Annotated in this window: 19 protein-coding genes; 11 read left to right on the top strand and 8 right to left on the bottom strand. The window is 65.0% G+C overall.

Going from position 1 to position 18,812, the window contains the following annotated elements:
- Both AC1DQ3_RS35085 and AC1DQ3_RS35080 read left to right on the top strand, forming a co-directional pair.
- On the top strand, positions 1 to 216 hold a 216-nt coding region (locus AC1DQ3_RS35085; RefSeq protein ID WP_477124690.1), incomplete at its 5' end, for a hypothetical protein.
- A 143-nt stretch (positions 217 to 359) separates the two neighbouring features.
- The gene (locus tag AC1DQ3_RS35080) at positions 360 to 581 is read left to right on the top strand and encodes a hypothetical protein (RefSeq protein WP_477124689.1); all 222 of its coding nucleotides are present in this window, start codon (positions 360 to 362) and stop codon (positions 579 to 581) included.
- 118 nt (positions 582 to 699) lie between these two features.
- Here AC1DQ3_RS35080 and AC1DQ3_RS35075 read toward each other — a convergent pair whose 3' ends face one another.
- The 6 genes from AC1DQ3_RS35075 to AC1DQ3_RS35050 all read right to left on the bottom strand — a co-directional run bounded on the left by AC1DQ3_RS35075 (position 700) and on the right by AC1DQ3_RS35050 (position 7,626).
- A complete protein-coding gene (locus tag AC1DQ3_RS35075) occupies positions 700 to 1,413 on the bottom strand; it encodes an ABC transporter ATP-binding protein (RefSeq protein WP_477124688.1) in 714 nt (237 codons plus the stop codon).
- The gene (locus tag AC1DQ3_RS35070; RefSeq protein WP_477124687.1) at positions 1,413 to 2,186 is read right to left on the bottom strand and encodes an ABC transporter ATP-binding protein; all 774 of its coding nucleotides are present in this window, start codon (positions 2,184 to 2,186) and stop codon (positions 1,413 to 1,415) included. Before AC1DQ3_RS35070 ends, AC1DQ3_RS35075 begins: the two co-directional genes overlap by 1 nt.
- On the bottom strand, positions 2,183 to 3,496 hold the full coding sequence (locus tag AC1DQ3_RS35065) for a branched-chain amino acid ABC transporter permease (protein WP_477124686.1): 1,314 nt from the start codon (positions 3,494 to 3,496) through the stop codon (positions 2,183 to 2,185). The genes AC1DQ3_RS35070 and AC1DQ3_RS35065 overlap by 4 nt, the downstream gene beginning before the upstream one ends.
- Before the next feature lie 4 nt (positions 3,497 to 3,500).
- Positions 3,501 to 4,448, bottom strand: a complete 948-nt coding sequence (locus AC1DQ3_RS35060) for a branched-chain amino acid ABC transporter permease (protein WP_477124685.1) — start codon at positions 4,446 to 4,448, stop codon at positions 3,501 to 3,503.
- A gap of 162 nt (positions 4,449 to 4,610) precedes the next feature.
- Positions 4,611 to 5,849 (bottom strand): branched-chain amino acid ABC transporter substrate-binding protein, encoded by a 1,239-nt coding sequence (locus AC1DQ3_RS35055; RefSeq protein ID WP_477124684.1) that lies wholly within the window; start codon positions 5,847 to 5,849, stop codon positions 4,611 to 4,613.
- A gap of 151 nt (positions 5,850 to 6,000) precedes the next feature.
- Complete coding sequence (locus tag AC1DQ3_RS35050) at positions 6,001 to 7,626, bottom strand: 3-(methylthio)propionyl-CoA ligase (protein ID WP_477124683.1); 1,626 nt, start codon at positions 7,624 to 7,626, stop codon at positions 6,001 to 6,003.
- Positions 7,627 to 8,020: 394 nt separating this feature from the next.
- On the opposite strand from AC1DQ3_RS35050, the gene AC1DQ3_RS35045 reads away from it, so the two are divergent.
- The 5 genes from AC1DQ3_RS35045 (at position 8,021) to AC1DQ3_RS35025 (ending at position 11,975) form a co-directional block, all read left to right on the top strand.
- Positions 8,021 to 9,583: a protein adenylyltransferase SelO gene (locus AC1DQ3_RS35045; RefSeq protein WP_477124692.1), complete on the top strand. Its 1,563-nt coding sequence runs from the start codon at positions 8,021 to 8,023 to the stop codon at positions 9,581 to 9,583.
- A 119-nt stretch (positions 9,584 to 9,702) separates the two neighbouring features.
- Positions 9,703 to 10,152: a peptide-methionine (R)-S-oxide reductase MsrB gene (msrB, locus tag AC1DQ3_RS35040; RefSeq protein ID WP_477124682.1), complete on the top strand. Its 450-nt coding sequence runs from the start codon at positions 9,703 to 9,705 to the stop codon at positions 10,150 to 10,152.
- A gap of 69 nt (positions 10,153 to 10,221) precedes the next feature.
- The gene (locus AC1DQ3_RS35035; RefSeq protein WP_477124681.1) at positions 10,222 to 10,761 is read left to right on the top strand and encodes a septation protein A; all 540 of its coding nucleotides are present in this window, start codon (positions 10,222 to 10,224) and stop codon (positions 10,759 to 10,761) included.
- 100 nt (positions 10,762 to 10,861) lie between these two features.
- Positions 10,862 to 11,176, top strand: coding sequence for a BolA family protein (locus AC1DQ3_RS35030; RefSeq protein ID WP_477124691.1), 315 nt, complete (start codon positions 10,862 to 10,864; stop codon positions 11,174 to 11,176).
- Positions 11,177 to 11,180: 4 nt separating this feature from the next.
- Entirely contained in the window at positions 11,181 to 11,975 is a 795-nt protein-coding gene (locus tag AC1DQ3_RS35025) for a peptidylprolyl isomerase (protein WP_477124680.1), read from the top strand.
- Positions 11,976 to 12,162: 187 nt separating this feature from the next.
- Here AC1DQ3_RS35025 and AC1DQ3_RS35020 read toward each other — a convergent pair whose 3' ends face one another.
- Positions 12,163 to 13,371, bottom strand: coding sequence for an HD-GYP domain-containing protein (locus tag AC1DQ3_RS35020; protein ID WP_477124679.1), 1,209 nt, complete (start codon positions 13,369 to 13,371; stop codon positions 12,163 to 12,165).
- 277 nt (positions 13,372 to 13,648) lie between these two features.
- Here AC1DQ3_RS35020 and AC1DQ3_RS35015 point away from each other — a divergent pair, with 277 nt between their 5' ends.
- Both AC1DQ3_RS35015 and AC1DQ3_RS35010 read left to right on the top strand, forming a co-directional pair.
- Positions 13,649 to 13,942 carry a putative quinol monooxygenase gene (locus AC1DQ3_RS35015; protein WP_477124678.1) on the top strand — a complete coding sequence of 98 codons (294 nt, stop codon included), beginning with the start codon at positions 13,649 to 13,651 and terminating at the stop codon, positions 13,940 to 13,942.
- Between the two features lie 178 nt (positions 13,943 to 14,120).
- Positions 14,121 to 15,119: a cysteine synthase A gene (locus AC1DQ3_RS35010; RefSeq protein WP_477124677.1), complete on the top strand. Its 999-nt coding sequence runs from the start codon at positions 14,121 to 14,123 to the stop codon at positions 15,117 to 15,119.
- A 15-nt stretch (positions 15,120 to 15,134) separates the two neighbouring features.
- Here the strand turns inward: AC1DQ3_RS35010 and prpR are convergent, their stop codons facing one another.
- A complete protein-coding gene (gene prpR / locus AC1DQ3_RS35005) occupies positions 15,135 to 17,150 on the bottom strand; it encodes a propionate catabolism operon regulatory protein PrpR (protein ID WP_477124676.1) in 2,016 nt (671 codons plus the stop codon).
- Positions 17,151 to 17,438: 288 nt separating this feature from the next.
- Here prpR and prpB point away from each other — a divergent pair, with 288 nt between their 5' ends.
- Together prpB and AC1DQ3_RS34995 are read left to right on the top strand one after the other, a co-directional pair.
- Positions 17,439 to 18,347 carry a methylisocitrate lyase gene (prpB, locus tag AC1DQ3_RS35000; RefSeq protein WP_477124675.1) on the top strand — a complete coding sequence of 303 codons (909 nt, stop codon included), beginning with the start codon at positions 17,439 to 17,441 and terminating at the stop codon, positions 18,345 to 18,347.
- 73 nt (positions 18,348 to 18,420) lie between these two features.
- The coding region (locus AC1DQ3_RS34995) for a citrate/2-methylcitrate synthase (protein ID WP_477124674.1) at positions 18,421 to 18,812 on the top strand (392 nt) is incomplete at its 3' end.

Below are 18,812 nucleotides of genomic sequence, written 5' to 3'. Positions count from 1 at the left end.
ATGGGCTTCGACGTCTCGATGCTCGACAAGGACGGGAAACCGAGAACCGAAGCGATCGCGGCCCTTGTTGCACTGGACAATCTGTTCGCTCCGGAGAACCCGGCGCGAGAGGTACGCGTCGACTACGGCGATGCCTATCTCGTGCAATTTGGCGATCCGCATGTCACTGACCTGAACCCGGATACCCAAGGCACGATCAAGACGGAACCCGTCTGAATGGCGTTGACCCGTGCAAATATTGTCGCAGAACGCTCTTTGAGGCCCGACGGCATCGGGCTGGCGCGTACGCTGTTGTCAGTTCGAGACATTGGTTCGTCACGCTGTCGTCACACTCCTTTCATGCCGCCGTCACGCAGCTCATGCATCGTAGCGGTCTTTCCTCTCTATTGTTCGCCTACATGCGCACGTTCCCGTCCGCGACCGTCACTGCCGTTATTGCCATCACCGCTGCCGCCTGGGCCCTGCCCGCCGCCGCGCAGACGGCCGCCGCGCCTGTCTACCCCGCCACCCTTGCCGGCCACGCCATCCTGTCGGCGCAGAGCTTCATCGCCGCACCCAAGGATGCGCCGCTGGACCTTTAGGCCAGCGGCAAGTTCATCACCGGTGCGCGAGTGGAAAAGCCAGGCAGCTTGCGTCGGCGAGACGGCGTTAGCGCTTCCAGCTGCTGGCGCAGCTGGAAGCGCAAAAAAACGTCCTCCCCTACACTTCCAGCCATTCCTTGCGAATTGCCGCATTCGCCTTGAGATCCCGTGGCGAGCCTTCGAACACGATGTGCCCGTGCCCCATCACATAGACCCGCTGGGAGATATCCAGCGCGATCGCCAGCTTCTGCTCGATCAGCAGCACCGACACCCCGCGCTCCTTGAGCGTCTTCAGGTAGTCGCCCACCAGTGTGACGATCATCGGGGCCAGCCCCTCCGTGGGCTCGTCGATCAGCACCAGGTCGGGGTCGCCCATCAGGGTGCGGCACAGCGTGAGCATCTGCTGCTCGCCGCCGGAGAGCACGCCGGCGGACGTGTTCTCGCGTTCCTTCAGGCGCGGGAACATGTTGTACATATCCTGCACCGTCCAGCGGGGCTTGGACTGGCGCGGGTTGCGCTTTTCCCCCAGCAGCAGGTTCTGGCGCACCGTCAACGTGGGGAAGATGTCGCGGTTTTCCGGCACGTAGCCCACGCCGAGGTGGGCAATCTCGAAAGTGCGCCGCCCGAGGATCTCCTCGTCGCGAAAGCGCACCGAGCCTTCGGCCTTGACCATGCCGAGGATGGCCTTGGCCATGGTCGAGCGTCCCACCCCGTTGCGGCCCAGCAGCGCGACGATCTCCCCTTCGTCGATGTGCGCGTCGACGCCGTGGAGAATGTGGCTCTTGCCGTAGTAGGCGTGCAGGCCCTGCACGTCCAGCATGCGCTTGCCCATCAGTGCGCTCCTTCGGTGGCAGGTTCGTCGAGGGTCGTGCCCAGGTAGGCTTCCTTGACCTTGCAGTTGGCGCGGATGGCCTCGGGGGTATCGGTGGCGATGACTTCGCCATAGACCAGCACGGAGATGCGGTCGGCCAGGCCAAATACCACGCTCATGTCGTGTTCCACCATCACCAGCGTCTTGCCCACCGTCACACGGCGAATCAGCTCCACCGCGTGGTCGGACTCCGAACGGCTCATGCCGGCCGTGGGTTCGTCCAGCAGGATCACCTCGGCACCGCCGGCGATGGTGATGCCGATCTCCAGCGCGCGCTGCTCGGCATAGGTGAGCAAGCTGGCCTGCGTATTGCGACGGTGATGCAGGCCGATCAGCTCCAGCACTTCGTCGGCACGCTCGCGTGCGTCGCGCAGCTCCGACAGGCGATGCCAGAACGAGTACTTGTATCCCAACGACCAGAGCACCGCACAGCGCAGGTTCTCGAATACCGACAGCCGGTGAAAAATATTGGTGATCTGGAAGCTGCGCGACAGCCCCATGCGATTGATCACGAAGGGCTGCAGCCCGCCGATCTCCTGCCCGCTGAGCTTGACCGAGCCCGAACTGGGCGCGAAGCGGCCCGAGATCAGGTTGAAGGTGGTCGATTTGCCGGCACCATTGGGGCCGATCAGCGCATGGCGCTCACCCTTGGGGATGGTCAGGTTGACACCCCGGATGATTTCGGTCTGGCCGAACTTCTTGCGCACATCGTTCAATTCCAGCGCGGCGCTCATGCCGTACCTCCCGCCATTTCGGCTTGTACCCTGTCCCAGGTGGCGCGCACCCGCGTGCGCGCGGCGCGGCAGGCCAGCAGGCCAGCCACCCACAATACCGCTGCCACCAGCCACGGCGCGACGGTGCCGGCGTCGAAAGCGATGTGCAATAGCGACATCCCGGTGCCATTGGCGCTGTCCACCTGCACCTTGTAGACCAGTTCCACGGTAAGGATCACCGCGGCCAGCAGCACCAGCCCGGCGGCCGCGGCGCGGCCATAGTCGGGCAGCAAGCGGCGCAGCTTGCCGCGCGCGAGCAGCGGCACCTGCATCACCAGCAGGCTGGCGATGCCGCCCGGCACGAACATGACCATCAGCACGAAAAACAGGCCAAGGTACAGCAGCCACGCCTTGGTCAGGTCCGACAGCGCCACCGCGAACAGGATGAACACCACGGCGCCAATCACCGGCCCGAAGAAGACGCCCGCGCCACCGATAAAGGCTGCCAGCAGCACCCCGCCCGAGCGTACCGCGCTGACGTTCTCCGCCGACACGATCTCGAAGTTGATGGCCGACAGCGCGCCCGAAATACCGGCAAAGAAGGCCGACAGGATCAGCACCAGGTAGCGCACGCGCTGGGTGTTGTAGCCGATGAACTCGACCCGCTCCGGGTTGTCGCGCACCGCGTTGGCAATACGGCCAAGCGGTGTCTGGGTCCAGGCGTACATTGCCACCATCGACAGCAGACACCACACCGCAATCAGGTAGTACACCTGCCGCCCCGGTCCGTAGGTGATGCCGAACACGGGGTCGCCCACCATGCGGTTGGTGGAAATGCCGCCTTCGCCGCCGAAGAAATCGGGGAACATCAGCGAACTGGCGAACACCATCTCGCCGATGCCCATGGTGATCATGGCGAAGGTGGTGCCGGATTTCTTGGTGGTGACGTAGCCGAACAGCACGCCAAAAAAGGCGCCGGCCAGGCCGCCCACCACCGGCAGCAGCGAGACCGGCAGCCACACCTTGCCCGCGCCCACCATATTGAGCACATGGATGGCGATAAACGCACCCAGGCCCGCATAAACGGCATGGCCGAACGACAGCATGCCGGTCTGCCCGAGCAGCATGTTGTATGACAGCGCGAAAATAATCATGATGCCCATCTGGGACATCAGCGTGATGGCGAAGCCGCCGGTGAAGAACAGGGGCATCACCAGCATCAGGAACGCGGTCAGCCCCCAGATGATCCAGCGCGCCAGGTTCAGCGGGCGATAGCGCATGGTGCGGCCGGTCACGACCGTCTCGCGGCGTTGTTGCATTGTCGTCTCCATGCTGTCAGCCCTCCCGGGTACCCATCAAACCACGCGGGCGGAAAATCAGCATCACCACCAGCAACAAATACGGCAGGACCGGGGCAACCTGCGCCACCGTGAGCTTCCAGAGCGAAGACAGCGGCGTGCTGTCGGTAATCTGCAGGCCGATCGAGCCCAGCAAACCGGCCAGCGAGGCATCGAGCGTGACGGCGAAGGTCTGCAGCACGCCGATCAGCAGCGAGGCGATGAACGCCCCCACCAATGACCCCATGCCGCCCACCACGGCCACCACGAAGACAATCGACCCCACGGCAGCCGCCATCGACGGCTCGGTGATAAAGGCATTGCCCCCGATCACGCCGGCCAGCCCTGCCAGCGCCGCACCGCCGCCGAAGACCATCATGAACACGCGCGGCACATTGTGGCCAAGCGCCTCGACCATCTCGGGATGGGTCAAGGCGGCCTGGATCACCAGCCCGATGCGGGTGCGGGTGAGTACCAGGTAGATCGCCACCAGCATGGCCAGCGACACCAGCATCATGAAGGCACGGTATTTGGGGAAGGAGGAGGTGAATACGGTAAACAGCGGGCCATCCAGCTCGGCCGGGATGCGGTAAGGCACGGCGGCAAGGCCCCATACCAGCTTGACCCCTTCCTCGATCAGGTAGGCCAGGCCGAAGGTGAACAGCAACTCGGCCACGTGCCCATACTTGTGCACGGTGCGCAGCCCGAAGCGTTCCACCAGCGCTCCTGCCCCTGCCACCAGCAGCGGCGCGAAGATCAGCGCCGGCCAGAAGCCGATCTTGCTGGCGATGGTGTAAGCGAAATAGGCGCCCAGCATGTAGAAGCTGGCGTGCGCGAAATTCAGCACGCCCATCATGCTGAAGATCAGCGTAAGCCCGGAAGAGAGCATGAACAGCAGCAGCCCGTAGCTGATGCCGTTCAACATGGAAATGACGAAGAATTCCACAACATATCCTTCATTCTGACGCCGGACAGCCCGCTGGCTGCCGGTGGCCGGCCTGGATACGGATCAACGCGGGTGCGCGTCACTCGCCCGGGGCGGCACGGCCGAAGTATGCAGGATCGGGCTGCGCGCCGGATCTGGCCGCGCCGCCCGCCAGGCGCAGGTTTAGCCCGGGCGCTTCATCTGGCAGGAAGTCGGCTGCGCAGCCACGTACTGGTCCATCAGCGCATCGGTCTTCCAGCCAAAGCCGGTGTTTTCCTGGTCGAACTTCACTTCCTTGCCATCGACCTTGGTCCAGGTGGCCACCACCAGCGATTGCTGGGCCTGGTGGTCCGAGCCGCGCATCTCCACGGTGCCATTCATGCTGTCCACCTTCTGGCCTTCGAGCGCCTTGGCCACCTTGACCGGATCGGTCGACTTGGTGTCCTTGAACGCCTTGCCCAGCATGGCAATACCGGTGTAGGCGGCCATCACGTAGAAGTCATCGTTGTACTTCTTCTTGAAGCCTTCGACGATATCGCCGCCCTTGAAGCCCTTGTTGTTGGGGTTGTAGTAGCCGACGTACTTGACATGCCCTGCCTCCGATGGGCCCATGGCGGTCGGCACGCCGGTGGTGGCGGCGTAATAGGTGTAGTACTTCGTGGTCAGGCCCGCATCCTTGCCGGCCTTGATCAGCAGCGCGAGGTCGCTGCCCCAGTTGCCGGTGATCACGGTGTCGGCGCCCGACGCCTTGATCTTGGCCGCGTATGGGGCAAAGTCCTTGACCTGCGCCAGCGGGTGCAGGTCGTCGCCGACGATCTGGATATCCGGGCGCTTGCGCTTCAGGTACTCCTTGGCGGCGCGCGCCACCTGGTGGCCGAAGGAGTAGTTCTGGTTGATCAGGTAGACCTTCTTGACGCTGGGATCCTTGGCCAGGAAGGTGGTCAGCGCCTCCATCTTCATGTCGGAGTTGGCGTCGAGCCGGAAATGCCAGTAGTTGCACTTGCTATTGGTCATGTCCGGGTCCACCGCGGCGTAGTTCAGGTAGACGATTTCCTTGCCCGGATTGCGTTCGTTGTGCTTGGCCACCGCGTCTTCCAGCGCCATGCCGACCGAGGAGCCGTTGCCCTGCACGATATAGCGGATGCCCTGGTCCACGGCCTGCTTGAGAATGGTCAGGCTCTCCTGCGGCGACAGCTTGTTGTCGAAGCCGACCACTTCAAACTTGTTGCCGCCGCCCCAGTCCTTCTGGTTGGCGATCTCGGCGACGTACTGAAAGCTCTTGAGCTGGTTCTGACCCACCGGCGCCATCAGGCCGGACAGCGGATCGATGAAGGCGATCTTTACCGTTTCGGCAGCCGCGACCCCGGAACCCATTGCCGCGAAAATGGCCGTGGCGGCCATGAGCGGACGCAATCTGATCATGCTTGTCTCCTTCGGTTTTATTGTTGGTGGTCATGCCCGATTCGCGGCGGCGCCCCCTCCCGAAACCCCGGCGCGCCGCAAAGCTTTCCTGCAAGTGCTGGCCACATGGGCCGGCAAGGATTGGCGGCCCCATGCCCGCCTTGCCCTGAGGTCAGGCCGCCGGCAGGCGGTAGTCCTTGAATTGTTCGCGCAGCTTGAGTTTCTGCATCTTGCCGGTGGCGGTAAGGGGAATCTCGGAGACAAACGCCACATCGTCAGGAATCCACCATTTGGCGACCTTGCCCTCGAAGTACTTGAGCAATTCCTCCCGCGTCACCTCGGCGCCGGGCCGCTTCACCACGACCAGCAGCGGCCGTTCATCCCACTTGGGGTGATAGCAGGAGATGCAGGCCGCCATCTGCACCGCGGGGTGGGCGGACGCCACGTTCTCGATATCGATCGAGGAGATCCACTCGCCGCCGGACTTGATCACGTCCTTGCTGCGGTCGGTGATCTGCATATAGCCGTCGGGGTCGATGGTGGCCACGTCGCCCGTGGGGAACCAGCCATCCACCAGGGGCGAGGCATCGTTGCGGTAATAATGCTCGATCACCCAGGGGCCACGCACGAGCAGGTCGCCGAAGGCCTTGCCGTCCCAGGGCAGTTCGTTGCCATCGCCGTCGACGATCTTCATGTCCACGCCGTAGATCGCGCGGCCCTGCTTTTCCTGGACCTTCTGCCGCTCTTCTTCCGGCAGGCCTTCGTGACGCGCCAGGAGGCTGCAGGACGTGCCCAGCGGCGACATCTCGGTCATGCCCCAGGCGTGGATGGTTTCCACGCCCAGGCTCTTGAGGGTACGGATCATGGCGGGCGGCGCCGCCGAGCCACCGATCACGGTGCGATGGAAGGTGGAGAACTTGAGATTGTTGGCCTGCACGTACTGCAGCAGGCTCAGCCATACCGTGGGCACGCCGGCCGAGAAGGTCACCTTCTCCTGCTCGAACAACTCGTAGAGCGAGGCGCCGTCGAGCTTGGCGCCCGGCAACACCAGCTTGGCGCCAACCAGCGGCACCGAATATGGCAGGCCCCACGCGTTGACGTGGAACATCGGCACCACGGGCAGGATCACATCGCGCGCCGAGCATCCCAGCGCGTCCGGCAGCGCGGAGGCGTAGGAATGGAGCACGGTGGAGCGTTGCGAATACAGCGCGCCCTTGGGGTTGCCGGTGGTGCCGGAGGTGTAGCAAAGGCCGGACGCGGTGTTCTCGTCGAGCAGCGGCCAGGTGTAGTTGCCATCCTGCGCGTCGATCAGGTCCTCGTAGCAGATCAGCGGCACCTTGGGCTCGGCCGGCATGCACGCGCGATCGCTCATCATCACCCAGCCCTTCACGCCCGGGCAATGCGCCGCCACGCCTTCCACCAGCGGCAGGAAGGTGGCGTCGAAGAAGACATACTGGTCTTCGGCGTGATTGATGATGTAGGCAACCTGCTCGGGGAACAGGCGCGGGTTGACGGTATGGCATACCGACCCCGAGCCCGACACCGCATAGTAGATCTCCAGGTGGCGATAACCATTCCAGGCCAGCGTACCGACACGTTCGCCCGGCTGCACGCCCAGCGCGGCAATGGCCTGGGCCAGTTTGCGGGCGCGCAGCTCGCAGTCGCGGTAGGTATAGCGGTGCAGATCGCCTTCCGTCCGTCGCGAGACGATTTCCGTGCCGCCATAGTGACGTGCGGCGTGCTTGATGATGGAGGAAATGAGCAGGGGCTCGCACATCATTTGACCCATCAATGCCATGGAATAGTCTCCTGTAATTTTTCGAATTTAGTCAAAAAACGAACAACCGTTCTATTTTTTGGCCGATTGTTGCCATCCCTTGATGAAACGTCAACGGGAATCCGTTGTGCAATGCCATATCCCGGCGTCCGGCTGGCAGCGCCCCGGCCCCATCGCGGTGCATCGGGTGCGGGATTCAAGGGATAACCGGAAACATTGTGGTGACAACGGCGGTCAGAGATGCAAATGACGGCGTGGAAGTACAATACCGCCAGCCATGTTGCGCCTCAACATGTCGTTTTCCCTAGCCTGCAAGCGCACTTGCGACAAAATCGACATGCTGGCGCTGCAGTGCCCAGCCACCCACAGTAGAGCCCCAGTGAACTCTCCCGAGCCGACCGACGCCTCCCGCGCCTTGCCAGAAGCCGCCAGCCCTGCCCAATCGGACGCGGCCGCGACGGTGCCGCCATTCACGACCGTGCCCGGCTTTGCCGAACTGGGATCGCGCTTCTTTACCCGGCTCGCGCCGACACCGCTGCCCTTGCCAAGGCTGGTCAGCGTGGCCCCGGCGGCGGCCGGCCTGCTGGGCTGGAACGCGGATGACGCAACACAGCGCAGCTTCATCGAAATTTTTGCAGGAAATCACGTGCCCGACTGGGCGGATCCCCTCGCCAGCGTCTATTCCGGGCATCAGTTCGGGGTCTGGGCGGGGCAACTGGGCGATGGCCGGGCCATCCGCCTGGCGGAAGCCCGGACCGCCAGCGGTCCCTGGGAAATCCAGCTCAAGGGCGCCGGCATGACACCGTATTCGCGCATGGCGGACGGCCGCGCCGTGCTGCGCTCCTCGATCCGCGAATACCTGTGCTCGGAAGCCATGTTCGCGCTGGGCGTGCCCACCACCCGCGCCATGTGCATCGTCGGTTCGGACGCGCCCGTGCGGCGCGAGACCATCGAGACGGCCTCCGTGGTGACGCGGATGGCACCGTCCTTTATCCGCTTCGGCCATTTCGAGCATTTCGCCGCGCGCGAAGACCTTGGCGCGCTGCGCCAGCTGGCGGACTTCGTCATCGACCGCTTCATGCCGGAATGCCGCGAGGACGAGCAGCCCTACCAGGCACTGCTGCGCGAAGTCTCGCTGCGCACCGCCGACCTGATGGCGCACTGGCAGGCAGTGGGCTTCTGCCATGGCGTGATGAATACCGACAATATGTCGATTCTCGGCCTGACCATCGACTACGGCCCCTTCGGCTTCCTCGATGCCTTCGACGCCAACCATATCTGCAACCACTCGGACTCGCAGGGCCGCTACGCCTACAGCCAGCAGCCGCAGGTTGCGTTCTGGAACCTGCATTGCCTGGCCCAGGCGCTGATGCCGCTGTGGCGCGAAGGCGACGGCAAGGTTGACGGGGAAGCCGGCAAGGCCGCCACCGATGCCGCGGTACAAGCCGCGCGCGCCGCGCTCGATCCGTTCCGCGAACGCTATGGCGCGGCCTTTTTCCGGCAATACCGCGGCAAGCTGGGACTGCGCCCGATTGGCGCCGGCGATGAGAACGACGAGCCGCTGCTGACCGACCTGTTCGAGCTGCTCCACACCCAGCGCGTGGACTACACCTTGTTTTGGCGCAACCTCGCCCACATCTCATCTGCCGACGGCAGCCAGGATGCACCGGTGCGCGACCTGTTCCTGGATCGCGCGGCATGGGATGCCTGGGCCGACAAGTACCGCGCCCGGCTGCGCGCCGAGAATTCCGTCGACGCCGCGCGGGCGGTGGCCATGCTGGCGGTCAACCCCAAGTATGTGCTGCGCAACCATCTGGCCGAAACCGCCATCCGCCGCGCGCGCGAGAACGATTTCAGCGAGGTGGACCGCCTGCTGGCCGTGCTATCGCGCCCCTTTGACGAGCAGCCCGAGGCGCACGCCTACGCCGCGCTGCCACCGGACTGGGCCGCGGGGCTGGAAGTGAGCTGTTCGTCGTAAGGTCGCAGCCACGCTGTATGGTTTGTATGGTTTGGCAGTCGAGTACGACCAACTGGCCATGGGTGACGAAAAGCCGAAAGGCGGTTTGTTTACCGGCCAACCAGAAAGGAAAACCGGATATGACCACGCAAAAGACCGAAGCCGAGTGGCGCGAGCAACTCTCCGACATCGAATATCGCGTTGCCCGCGAGGCGGCCACCGAACGGCCCTTCACCGGCCGCTACTGGGACCACTGGGAACGCGGCACCTACCGGTGTGTCGGTTGCGGCACGCCGCTGTTCGAAGCCAGCACCAAGTTCGACGCCGGCTGCGGCTGGCCCAGTTACTTCCGCCCCATCAACGGCGAAGTGATTGACGAGCACACCGACCGCGGCCACGGCATGGTGCGGGTGGAAGTCCGCTGCAAGGAATGCGGCAGCCATCTGGGTCATGTCTTCGAAGATGGCCCCGCACCCACCGGTCTGCGCTACTGCATCAACTCGGCTGCGCTAAAATTCGATGAGCGCGACCCCGCCGCCGACCTCGAAGCAGGTGACGCCGCACCGACATCGCCCGACACGCCGCGCTAAGCCCGAACCGCCCACGCGGCGGTTCGCCGCCAACCAGTCCTCGACCTTGCGTCGATAAATCCAGTCCGCATGAAATTCCTGTTCGACCTGTTTCCGGTCATCCTGTTCTTCGTCGCCTTCAAATTCGCGGGCATCTACGCTGCCACCGGGGTGGCGATCGCCGCCACCGTGGTGCAGATCGGCTGGGTCTGGCTGCGCCACCGCAAGGTCGAGCCGATGCAGTGGGTCAGCCTGGCGATCATCTCGGTTTTCGGTGGCGCCACGCTGCTGTTGCACAACGAGACCTTCATCAAGTGGAAGCCCACCGTGCTGTACTGGCTGTTCGCCGCCACCCTGACGCTGTCGGCACTGATCTGGCGCAAGAACCTGATCCAGGCCATGCTGGGCAAGCAGGTCACCATGCCGGAAGCCGCCTGGGGCAAGCTCAACGCCGCCTGGGCCGCCTTCTTCGCCGTAATGGGCATGGTCAACCTCTACGTGGCCTACCAGTTCTCCACCGACGCCTGGGTCAACTTCAAGCTGTTTGGCAGCATGGGCCTGATGCTGGTGTTCATCCTGGCGCAAAGCGTCTGGCTGTCGCGCCACATGCAGGAAAACACCCCCAAGTAAGTCCAGGCTGGCGCCCTGGCGGGCCCTGCCCGCCGCGCCCCTCCCCAAGACAGAGCTTCCGGCCCCGGGGCCGGACATCCACCAGGATATGCATTCGCCGATGGCCGCAGAACCCGCACAAATCGAAGCCCTGCTGCGCGCAGCCCTTTCCCCTTCCCGCGTAGAGGTGCGCGACGACAGCGCGCTGCACGCCGGCCATGCCGGTGCCGCCTCCGGTGGCGGGCACTATCACGTCACCATCGTCAGCGGGCAATTTGCCGGCAGCACCAGGGTGGCGCGCCACCGCATGGTGTATGATGCGCTGCGCGATCTGTTCCCCTCGCAAATCCACGCGCTGGCGGTGACGGCGCTGACCGACCAAGAACTTGAATCCCGCGAAAACTCCCGCGATTCCTCGAGCAACTCTCAGACCTGATTCCATGAAGACCACAGTCCTCTCGTTCAGCCTGGCGGCTGTGCTTGCCGCTGGCAGCTTGCCCGCCCTCGCCCAGAACGCCGCCGTCGTGAATGGCAAGGCGATCCCCTCGGCCAAGCTGGACAAGCTGATCGCCGGCACCGGCCAGCCCCCCAGCACCGAGCTGCGCGACCGTGCCCGCACCATGCTGATCGACCGTGAGCTGCTGCTGCAGGAAGCCAACAAGCGCGGCCTGACCCAGCGCGACGACATTCAGGAACAACTCGAACAAGCCAAGCTGAACGTGCTGGCCGGTGCGGTGTTCGAAGACTACGTCAAGACCCACGGCGCCAGCGACGACGAACTGCACAAGCAGTACGACAAGATCAAGTCCCAGTTTGGCAGCGGCAAGGAATACCACGCACGCCACATCCTGGTGGAAAAGGAAGCCGACGCACGCGCCATCATCGCCAAGATCAAGGCCGGCGCCAAGTTCGAAGACCTGGCCAAGGCCTCGTCCAAGGACCCCGGCTCCGCGGCCAACGGCGGCGATCTCGACTGGGCCAACAGCAGCAGCTATGTGCCGGAATTCTCCGCCGCCATGACGGCGCTGAAGAAGGGCCAGATGACCGAGACCCCGGTCAAGACCCAGTTCGGCTGGCATATCATCCAGCTCGACGACGTGCGCGACGCCAAGATCCCAAGCTTCGAGGAAGTCAAGCCGCAGCTGGTGCAGATGCTGATGGGCGACCAGAACTGGCAGCGCGAGCAGTTCCAGGCGATGATGAAGTCGCTCAAGGAAAAGGCCAAGGTCCAGTAAGCGGTTTACGCTTGCCGTGGCGGGAAAGCCGGCGCCGATGGCGCCGGTTTGCTTTTGGCGCGCCAGGCAAGGCGCGCTGCGCGAAAGTGCAACTGGTTTGGCTGTGGTGGCCAAACTGGTGACTCGGAGGCGCAAGTCCTCTACCCACCCGGCAAGGACATCCGTGCGGCCCGGCTGCCGCGCGGCCTCAGGCCCCGCAGAGCTCCAGCAACTGCTCGTCGCGAAACCCCCATTGCGCCGGGTCCTCGAAACCCACGATGGTGTCTTCCGCCTCACTCAGGTCCAGCGTCTGCGGACCAAGGTGCGTGGCCTCGCTCAGCGAGTAGAACACCTTGACCCGCGGCCGCAGCGGCTCGTTGTCGTTCTGCGCGAACACCACCGCCAGCCGTCCCGAGCGCAGCCGCAGCACCGTGCCCAGCGGATAGATGCCGATCGACCTGGTGAAAGCCTGGAACACGGTGCGGTCGAACAAGGTATCGACACGCACCGCCATGTATTCGAGCGCACGCGCCGGCGTCCAGGCCTGGTGGCCGGGGCGGTTGGAGGTCAGCGAGTCATAGGTGTCGCACAGCGCGGCGATCTTGGCGTGCACGCTGATCTCGCTTCCGTGCAGGCCGAAAGGATAGCCCCGGCCGTCTATGCGCTCGTGGTGGTGCACGCAGACATCGAGCGGGATGTTGCTGTAGAGCTTGGCCTCGTTGAGGATGCGATAGCCGACGGAAGGATGGCGCTGCACCATCGCTATCTCCGCGGCAGTCATGTCGCCCTGCTTGTGCAGCACCTGCGTGGGAATGGAGATCTTGCCGATATCGTGCACCAGGCCCGCCAGGCCGAGTTGCTGCACCTCGCCCTTGTCCAGGCCGAGGGTGCGCCCGAGCGCGATCATCAGCGCGCAGACCGCGAAGGAATGCAGATAGGTGTAATCGTCCCGCACCTTGAGCCGTGCCAGCGCGATCAGGGCCTGCGAATGGCGGGTCAGCGAATTGGAAACGGATTCGACCAGCATCAGCGCGCCCTCCACTTCGAGCGCGCGGCCCATGCGGGCGTCGGTGAACATCGACCCGACCACTGCCTTGCCGTTCTTCATCACCTCCCGGGCCAGCCCGAACTCCACCTCCAGCGGCACCGCCGACTGCGGCACGGCGCCGGCAGGCTCGTCGGCCACGGGTGTCACGGTGAGCGAACCTGTCGCCACTTGCGGCACGTGCGGCACGCCCTTGCCCTTGAGCAGGTCGATCCATACCTCCTCGACCTTGGAGGCAATCATCTGGTCGATCTGTTCCTGGCTGTTCACCAGGAACCTGGAGCGCCAGAAGGGATGCTCAAGCCACGGCCCGCCCACCCTGGCCACGAACATGCCGACTTGAAGCTGCTGGGTCTTGATCCGTTTCAGCATGCCAGTTCCTCGCGTACAGATTGATTCAGGCGTGGTCGCTTAACGGCAATGGATCGGGATACTTTAGGGCTGGCGGCAATATTTTTGCGGAGTGTGGCGGCGCTTGCCGTGATGCGGCGGGGATTACATTGGACTGACGCCGGGTACGCCGCGCCCCGCCATCACCCACGGGCCGGCTTGTCAACCCGGGCAAATATCCAGCCAGTGCCCTCGGGCATTCGGCCCAAGGCCCTGCCGCGCGGCTACAATGGCCCGCCATACGCTTGCCGCTCACACCATGTCCACAACGTACACGCTTGTAGGAATCGCGCGCGCCAAGGCCCACCGCCGAGAGGTCCTGGTTGCCAAGCTTGCCGCGCTGCGCCTGCGCGGCGCCATGGAACCCGGCTGCCTGCGCTACCACGTGGGAGAAGATGCCGAGGATGCCGAGGTGTTCGTGCTCTACATGGAATGGAATTCCCGGCACGCGCTGGAATCGCACCTCAACAGCGAGTATGTGCGTGACTTTCACGCTACCCGGCAGGACTTCCTGGAGGGCGATATCAGTTTCCGGTGGTTGAATGCGGCCTGACGGTCACCCCCGGGCCGGTCAGGCAGGAGCGTTTCAAATTCCACTTTTTCAGCTGCAGCCTGGCCCGTCCTCCCTTGGGCTCCATGGCGCGGCTTGTCATTCCGCCCACGCCGATCTATCACTTTGAGTGACGCTCCAGCGCTCCAGCGCATCGGGAGCGCAACGCTCGGAGTGCATCATGGACATCAAGGACGGTTTTGTCGGCACCGTCGGCCACACACCGCTGATCCGGCTAGCCGGCCTGAGTACGGAAACCGGCTGCGAGATCCTCGGCAAGGCGGAATTCCTCAATCCGGGCGGCTCGGTCAAGGACCGCGCGGCGCTTTTCATCATCCGCGACGCCGAGCGGCGCGGCGTGCTCAAGCCCGGCGGCACGGTGGTGGAAGGCACCGCCGGCAATACCGGCATTGGCCTGGCGCATATCTGCGCCACGCGCGGCTACCGCTGCATCGTGGTGATCCCCGACACGCAGTCACCCGAAAAAATGGACCGCCTGCGCCTGCTCGGCGCCGAGGTGCGCCCGGTACCGGCGGCGCCCTACGCCGACCCCGGCAATTACCAGAAAATCGCCGGCCGCCTGGCCCAGCAGACCGAAAACGCCATCTGGGCGAACCAGTTCGACAACCTCGCCAACCGCCAGGCCCACTACGAAACCACCGGCCCGGAAATCTGGCATGACACTGCCGGCAAGGTCGACGCCTTTGTCTGCGCCACCGGCACGGGCGGCACGCTGGCCGGTGTCGCGCGATTCCTGAAGGAGAAGGAGCGCAATCCGCCGGTACGCATCGTGCTGGCCGACCCCCACGGCAGCGGGCTGTATGACTTCGTCAAGCACCACGCCATCAAGGCCGAGGGCAACTCCATCACCGAGGGGATCGGCTCCAGCCGCGTCACCGCCAATCTCGCCGACACGCCGATCGACGATGCGGTGCGGATCGACGACCAGAGTTGCGTCGACATGGTCTACCGGCTGCTGCGCGAGGAAGGTCTGTGGCTGGGTGGTTCGTCAGGCATCAACGTAGCGGCGGCGGCGTGGCTGGCCCGCGAGATGGGGCCGGGCCACACGATCGTCACGCTGCTGTGCGACCGCGGCGACTTGTATGCCGGGCGGCTGTTCAACGCGGACTGGCTGGCGGCCAAGGGGCTGACGCCGCAGCCCGGCGTGGCACGGCGCTGAAGCCGTGCCGGCCGGCTACGGTGCCTCTTTCAGGCGCCGCCAGAGGGTAGTGGCGCTGATGCCCAGCTGGTGACAGGCGGCGGCGCGGTTACCCCCGCATTCGGCCAGCACGCGCCGGATATGCTCGGCCTGGCTGGCGCGCGCCACGCCCGCGAGCGAGCCGACTCCGGCCTCCTCGTCATCCCCCCTGCGCGCCACGATCCGCAGGCCGCCGCTCGATGGCGCAGGATCGCATTCCGGCTCGGAGCCGAACAGCTCCGGCGCCGCCGCCTGCAATTCATCGAGCAAATCCCTGGGGGCCAGCTTGCGCCCCGCCACCAGCACGGCAATGCGCTCGGTCACGTTCTCCAGTTCGCGGATATTGCCCGGCCACGCATACCCGGCCAGCCTTGCGCGCACCGCCTGCGGCAACGGCTGCGGCGTTCGCTGCCCCAGGCGTTCCTGGGCTCGGCGGTACAGCAGTTCCGCCAGCTCGGGAAGGTCGCCGGCGCGCTCGCGCAGCGGCGGCATCTCGATACGCAGAATATTGAGGCGGTAGTAGAGATCCTGGCGGAAGCTGCCCTGCCGCACCAGATCGCCCAGGTTGCGGTGGGTGGCGGCGATCACCCGCACGTTGACCGGCACGGCATCCAGCCCGCCAATCGGCAACACCTGCTTTTCCTGCAGCACGCGCAGCAGGCGGGTCTGCAGCGCGGGCGGCATGTCGCCCACCTCGTCCAGGAACAGCGTGCCGTTGTGGGCGGATTCGAACAGGCCAGCCTTGCCGCCACGGCGCGCGCCGGTGAAAGCGCCTTCCTCGTAGCCGAACAGTTCGCTCTCCAGCAGGGTTTCCGGGAAGGCCGCGCAGTTGACCGCCACGAAAGGAAACGCCCGACGCGGGCTGGCGTCGTGCATGCCCTGGGCCAGCACTTCCTTGCCGGTGCCGCTTTCGCCGCCCACCAGCACGGTGGAATCCACCGCCGCGTAGCGCCGCGCCAGTTCGCGCAGGTGATGCATGGCGGGGGAAGCGCCAGCCAGGTCGTCCAGGCTGTAGCGCACCCCGGCCGGCCGGGCGCGGCTGCGCGAGCGCAGGTTGCGGTCGACCCGGTGGATGGCATTGGCGTCCTGCAAGGTCAGCACCGCGCCGGCGGTGCCGGTCTCGGTCACGATGGGGATGCGGTTGACCACCACCATCTTGTCGCCGAGCTTGTGGATGGCCTCCAGTTCCTTGCTGCCGCTTTGCATCACGCCGTCGAGCGACAGCCCGGGGGCCAGCGTCTGCAGCTTGCGGCCCAGGGCGGCGGCCGGCGAGGTGCCGAGAAAGCGCTCCATGGCCGGGTTGTAGGTCTGGATGCGCCCTTCCGCATCGACCGCGGCCACGCCTTCGTTGAGATGGGCCAGGATGGTGTTGACGTAGTCGCGCCGCCCGGACTCGATGCGGCGCAGCCTGGCCGCCTCGATGGCATCCTCCAGCGCGCCCCGCACCGAATGGCCCGAGTACAGGAACACGCCGATCAGGCCAATCCTGTCGGCCAGGTCGGTCACCATGCCGGGCCCCACCACCACCTGCACGCCCTCTTGCTTGAGGGCCTTCACGCGGGCAGCGGCATCGTCCTCGGTCAGGTAGGTGTACGCCGGGATAGCCAGCGAAAAGGTGCGCACGAATTCGTCCACCTCCGGATAGGTGGCGGCGTGGGTCACCAGCGCCACCTTCGGCGAGATGCGCCGTGCTGTCGCCAGCGCACTCATCACATCGAAGCCGGTCACCTTGACCAGCACGACGGGCACATCCACATGCTGGCGCAGGTAGGCACCGTTGGAGCCACCTGCCACTACGGCATCGAGCCGGCCTTCGCGCGCTTCTCGTGCGACGGCGCTGGCGGCGGCGGCGTAGCCCTTGCCGACGATGCGGAATTCGGCCTGGGCGGCATAGCCGGGAATCAGGTCGGCAAAGGCCCGCGACAGCCGGCTGATGCCGATGGCCCAGATGCGCGGGCGCGCGGCATTGCCGGTGCCGGCAGCAGTGATCGGAGACGGAAGGCCGATAGTCATGGGGGCGGAAAAAACGGTGCGGATGCCAATGGCAAGCTAATCTTGTGATTGTGCGCGCCGGCAGCGTGCATTTCAACTTTGAAATTCAATCCTTTCATATTTGGAATGAAACGCTTGCGTCCATTGCATCACAATGGCGCCAGACAACATGCCATGAATCACCGCCAGGCCAAGCCTGACAACGGCTAATGCCCGGATCGCCGAGCGCCGCGGGGCCTGGATAACGCCGCCCGGCACGGCTGGCACACCCCTTGCGCTATTAGCCCATCCACTCCTCAAGCGAACATCATGACCTTCTCCAATTCCGACCTGGCCCGCTCCGCCGGCGCCCGCTTCCGCCAGGCTCTTGCCGATGAGCATCCCCTGCAGGTTGTCGGCACCATCAATGCCAACCATGCGCTACTGGCCAAGCGCGCGGGCTATCGCGCGATCTACCTGTCCGGCGGCGGCGTGGCCGCGGGTTCGCTGGGCCTGCCGGACCTGGGCATCTCCAACCTGGACGATGTGCTGACCGACGTCCGCCGCATCACCGACGTGTGCGATGTGCCGCTGCTGGTGGACGTGGACACCGGCTTCGGCGCTTCCGCCTTCAACGTGGCGCGCACCACCAAGTCGCTGATCAAGTTCGGCGCGGGCGCGATGCATATCGAAGACCAGGTCGGCGCCAAGCGCTGCGGCCATCGCCCGGGCAAGGAGATCGTCACCCAGGGCGAAATGGTCGACCGCATCAAGGCCGCGGTCGATGCCCGCACCGACGAGAACTTCGTCATCATGGCGCGTACCGACGCGCTGGCCGTGGAAGGCCTGGACAAGGCCATCGAACGTGCCGTGGCCTGCGTGGAAGCCGGCGCCGACGCCATTTTCCCCGAAGCCATGACTGACCTCGCCATGTACCGCAAGTTCGTGGACGCAGTGAAGGTGCCGGTGCTGGCCAATATCACCGAATTTGGCGCCACCCCGCTGTTCACCCGCGACGAACTGGGCAGCGCCGGCGTGTCGATGATCCTGTACCCGCTGTCGGCCTTCCGCGCCATGAACAAGGCCGCGGAAAACGTCTACACTGCCATCCGCCGCGATGGCACGCAGCAGAACGCGGTCGATACCATGCAGACGCGCGCCGAACTGTACGAAAGCATCGGCTATCACGCCTACGAACAAAAACTGGATGCGCTGTTCGCCCAGGGCAAGGCCAAGTAAGCCCGTGCGCCAGCACAGCACTCATCATCGCAAGCATAGTCAGTCAGCACAGTCATCCCAAGGAGACTCCCACATGTCCGAAGCGCAACCGCTAGCCGCCCCGAAGCCGAAGAAATCCGTCGCCCTGTCGGGCATTACCGCCGGCAATACCGCGCTGTGCACGGTCGGCCGTACCGGCAACGACCTGCACTACCGCGGCTACGACATCCTCGACATCGCCGAGACCTGTGAGTTCGAAGAGATCGCGCACCTGCTGGTGCACGGCAAGCTGCCCACCCGCGCCGAACTCGCCGGCTACAAGGCCAAGCTCAAGGCACTGCGCGGCCTGCCCGCCAACGTCAAGGCCGCACTCGAATGGGTGCCCGCCAGCGCCCACCCGATGGACGTGATGCGCACCGGCGTGTCCGTGCTCGGCACCGTGCTGCCGGAGAAGGACGACCACAACACCCCGGGCGCGCGCGACAT

It is taken from the genome of Cupriavidus sp. 01T418 (assembly GCF_056398885.1).
Note: the sequence above shows the minus strand (reverse complement) of the source record. Positions and strands in the feature narration are given on the sequence as shown.

Excerpts from the sequence above, each read along its gene's own strand:
- AC1DQ3_RS35080 (WP_477124689.1), top strand. The coding sequence starts at position 360 with ATGCATCGTAGCGGTCTTTCCTCTCTATTGTTCGCCTACATGCGCACG.
- AC1DQ3_RS35075 (WP_477124688.1), bottom strand. The coding sequence starts at position 1,413 with ATGGGCAAGCGCATGCTGGACGTGCAGGGCCTGCACGCCTACTACGGC.
- AC1DQ3_RS35070 (WP_477124687.1), bottom strand. The coding sequence starts at position 2,186 with ATGAGCGCCGCGCTGGAATTGAACGATGTGCGCAAGAAGTTCGGCCAG.
- AC1DQ3_RS35065 (WP_477124686.1), bottom strand. The coding sequence starts at position 3,496 with ATGGAGACGACAATGCAACAACGCCGCGAGACGGTCGTGACCGGCCGC.
- AC1DQ3_RS35055 (WP_477124684.1), bottom strand. The coding sequence starts at position 5,849 with ATGATCAGATTGCGTCCGCTCATGGCCGCCACGGCCATTTTCGCGGCA.
- AC1DQ3_RS35050 (WP_477124683.1), bottom strand. The coding sequence starts at position 7,626 with ATGGCATTGATGGGTCAAATGATGTGCGAGCCCCTGCTCATTTCCTCC.
- msrB (WP_477124682.1), top strand. The coding sequence starts at position 9,703 with ATGACCACGCAAAAGACCGAAGCCGAGTGGCGCGAGCAACTCTCCGAC.
- AC1DQ3_RS35035 (WP_477124681.1), top strand. The coding sequence starts at position 10,222 with ATGAAATTCCTGTTCGACCTGTTTCCGGTCATCCTGTTCTTCGTCGCC.
- AC1DQ3_RS35030 (WP_477124691.1), top strand. The coding sequence starts at position 10,862 with ATGGCCGCAGAACCCGCACAAATCGAAGCCCTGCTGCGCGCAGCCCTT.
- AC1DQ3_RS35025 (WP_477124680.1), top strand. The coding sequence starts at position 11,181 with ATGAAGACCACAGTCCTCTCGTTCAGCCTGGCGGCTGTGCTTGCCGCT.
- AC1DQ3_RS35020 (WP_477124679.1), bottom strand. The coding sequence starts at position 13,371 with ATGCTGAAACGGATCAAGACCCAGCAGCTTCAAGTCGGCATGTTCGTG.
- AC1DQ3_RS35015 (WP_477124678.1), top strand. The coding sequence starts at position 13,649 with ATGTCCACAACGTACACGCTTGTAGGAATCGCGCGCGCCAAGGCCCAC.
- AC1DQ3_RS35010 (WP_477124677.1), top strand. The coding sequence starts at position 14,121 with ATGGACATCAAGGACGGTTTTGTCGGCACCGTCGGCCACACACCGCTG.
- prpR (WP_477124676.1), bottom strand. The coding sequence starts at position 17,150 with ATGACTATCGGCCTTCCGTCTCCGATCACTGCTGCCGGCACCGGCAAT.
- prpB (WP_477124675.1), top strand. The coding sequence starts at position 17,439 with ATGACCTTCTCCAATTCCGACCTGGCCCGCTCCGCCGGCGCCCGCTTC.